Origin of the sequence: Cupriavidus sp. WS (genome assembly GCF_000395345.1) — a bacterium.
In the GTDB taxonomy this organism is placed as follows: Bacteria; Pseudomonadota; Gammaproteobacteria; order Burkholderiales; family Burkholderiaceae; genus Cupriavidus; species Cupriavidus basilensis_B.
Map to the genome: position 1 here is coordinate 1 of NZ_AQPL01000093.1, position 2050 is coordinate 2050.

Here is a 2050-nt window from a genome sequence, read left to right on the forward strand (position 1 = left end):
GCCCCCCCCCCGCCGCCCCGTCCCCTCACCAGAACCCACCGGCGGCGCGTGCCGCCAGGAGAGCCATATGCAGCAACAAGAACTCGTCGCCGCCCAGTTCGGCGCGACGGCCAGCGCCTACCTCACCAGCGCGGTCCACGCCCAGGGCGCCGACCTCCAGCAGCTCGCGCAGGCGCTGTCCGGCATCCCGGACGCCCGCGTGCTCGACCTGGGCTGCGGCGCCGGCCACGCCAGCTTCGCGGCGGCGAAGGTCGCGGCCGAAGTGACGGCTTACGATCTGTCGGCCGAGATGCTGGCCGTGGTGGACGCGGCCGCGCGCGACAAGGGCCTGGGCAACATCGTCACGCGCCGGGGCGCCGCGGAAGTGCTGCCGTTCGCCGATGCCGGCTTCGACGCCGTGATCTCGCGCATGAGCGCCCACCACTGGCGCAACGTGCCGGCCGCGCTGGCGGAAATGCACCGCGTGCTCAAGCCGGGCGGCAAGGTGGTGCTGATCGACATCGCGGGCTCCGAGGACCCGCTGCTCGACACCTGGCTGCAATCGGTGGAACTGCTGCGCGATCCGTCCCATATCCGCGACTACACCGGCCGCGCGTGGCTGGCGATGCTGGCGGCGGCCGGCTTCGCGGCCAGCGTGTCGCCGGTGTGGCGCATCGAGCTGGAGTTCGCCACCTGGGTGCAGCGCATGCGCACGCCCGAGGTGGCGGTGGCCGCCATCCGCCACCTGTGGCAGCTGGCGCCGGCGGAAGTCCGCGACCACTATCTGGTGCAGGCCGACGGCAGCTTCGCGCTGGAGGCGGTGATGGTGACGGCGGCGCGCGCCTGAGCGTCCGCGGCGCCTACGGCATGGCCGGCTCGGCCGGCAGCGGCAGGCTGCGCACCATCTGCCAGACCGCCGCCGCCGACGGCGACAGCGAGCGGTCCTCGCGGCACACCATGACGATGCGCCGCTCCTCGCGCGGCGTGAGCGGGCGCCACACCAGCGGCGAGGCGGCCGGCAGCGGCAGCGAGAACGACGGCAGCACCGAGGCGCCGATGCCGGCCTCGACCATGCCGAACACGCTGGCCGAGTGGCCGAGCTCCTGCACCACGCTCGGCGTCACGCCGTGGCTGGCGAAGATGCGGTCGATCAGCGGCCGGCTGCCCGAGGCGAAATCCAGCAGCACCAGCGGCATGCCGTCCAGCGCGCGCCACGGCACCGACTCGGCGCCGGCCAGCGGATGGTCGCGCCGGCACACAAAGCAGAACGGGTCGGTGGCCAGCGGCGCGATGGTCAGCCCCTCGCGCGCGAGCGGGTCGATCAGCACGCCGAAATCCACCGCGCCGGCGCGGATCTGCTCCAGCCCGTCGGCCTGCACGTTGTCGCGCACGCTCAGGCGGATGTCCGGATACTGGCGCGCGCAGGTGGAGACGTAGAGCGGCATCAGCCGCGCCGAGATCGTGGGTGCGCTGGCAATCACAACGCGGCCGCGATAGCGCTCGCCCAGCTGGCGCGTCTCTTCCAGCGTGTCGTCGAGCTGGCCGAGCAGCCGCTCGATGGCCGGCGCCAGCGCCTGCCCCGCCTCGGTGACGAGCACCTCGCGCGTGGTGCGGTCGAGCAGGCGCACGCCAAGTGCCTCTTCCAGCTCCGCCACGCCGCGGCTCACGGCGGGCTGGGTCAGCCCCACGGCATCGGCGGCGCGGCTGAAACTGCCATGCCCGACCACGGCGAGAAAGACGCGCAACTGGCGCAAGGTGTAATTCATGCGTCTATGAGATCAATGGATGCGATAAATGAATTTGCATTCTAGGCTGGCGTAGCGTCCAATACTAGGCGAAACCCTAATCCAACCTGCTGTCATGTCCGCCATCCTCTCACCGTTCAAGAAACTCTACGACTTGATCGACGGCTTCGTCCTCATCATGCTCTCCGCCATCGGCATCTCGCTGCTGGCGCCCCAGATCGGCGCCGGCGACGGTCCGCTGCACCTCGGCATCGTCACCAACCTGGGCGTGGCGCTGGTGTTCTTCCTGCACGGCGCGGCGCTGTCGCGCGACCGGCTGGGGGGGG

3 protein-coding genes are annotated in these 2050 nt (G+C 71.5%); 2 read left to right on the plus strand and 1 reads right to left on the minus strand.

The window, feature by feature from the left end; all coding sequences use genetic code 11:
• Positions 1 to 67 precede the first annotated feature (67 nt).
• Complete coding sequence (locus tag K206_RS0109290) at positions 68 to 826, plus strand: class I SAM-dependent methyltransferase (RefSeq protein ID WP_020202141.1); 759 nt, start codon at positions 68 to 70, stop codon at positions 824 to 826.
• A gap of 13 nt (positions 827 to 839) precedes the next feature.
• On the opposite strand, the gene K206_RS0109295 is transcribed toward K206_RS0109290, so the two are convergent.
• Positions 840 to 1745, minus strand: a complete 906-nt coding sequence (locus K206_RS0109295; protein ID WP_020423721.1) for a LysR family transcriptional regulator — start codon at positions 1743 to 1745, stop codon at positions 840 to 842.
• Positions 1746 to 1839: 94 nt separating this feature from the next.
• Between K206_RS0109295 and K206_RS37855 the strand changes: the two genes are divergently transcribed.
• Positions 1840 to 2050 (plus strand): bile acid:sodium symporter (locus tag K206_RS37855; protein WP_043365993.1); only part of this gene is annotated, 211 nt, incomplete at its 3' end.

Excerpts from the sequence above, each read along its gene's own strand:
- K206_RS0109290 (WP_020202141.1), top strand. The coding sequence starts at position 68 with ATGCAGCAACAAGAACTCGTCGCCGCCCAGTTCGGCGCGACGGCCAGC.
- K206_RS0109295 (WP_020423721.1), bottom strand. The coding sequence starts at position 1,745 with ATGAATTACACCTTGCGCCAGTTGCGCGTCTTTCTCGCCGTGGTCGGG.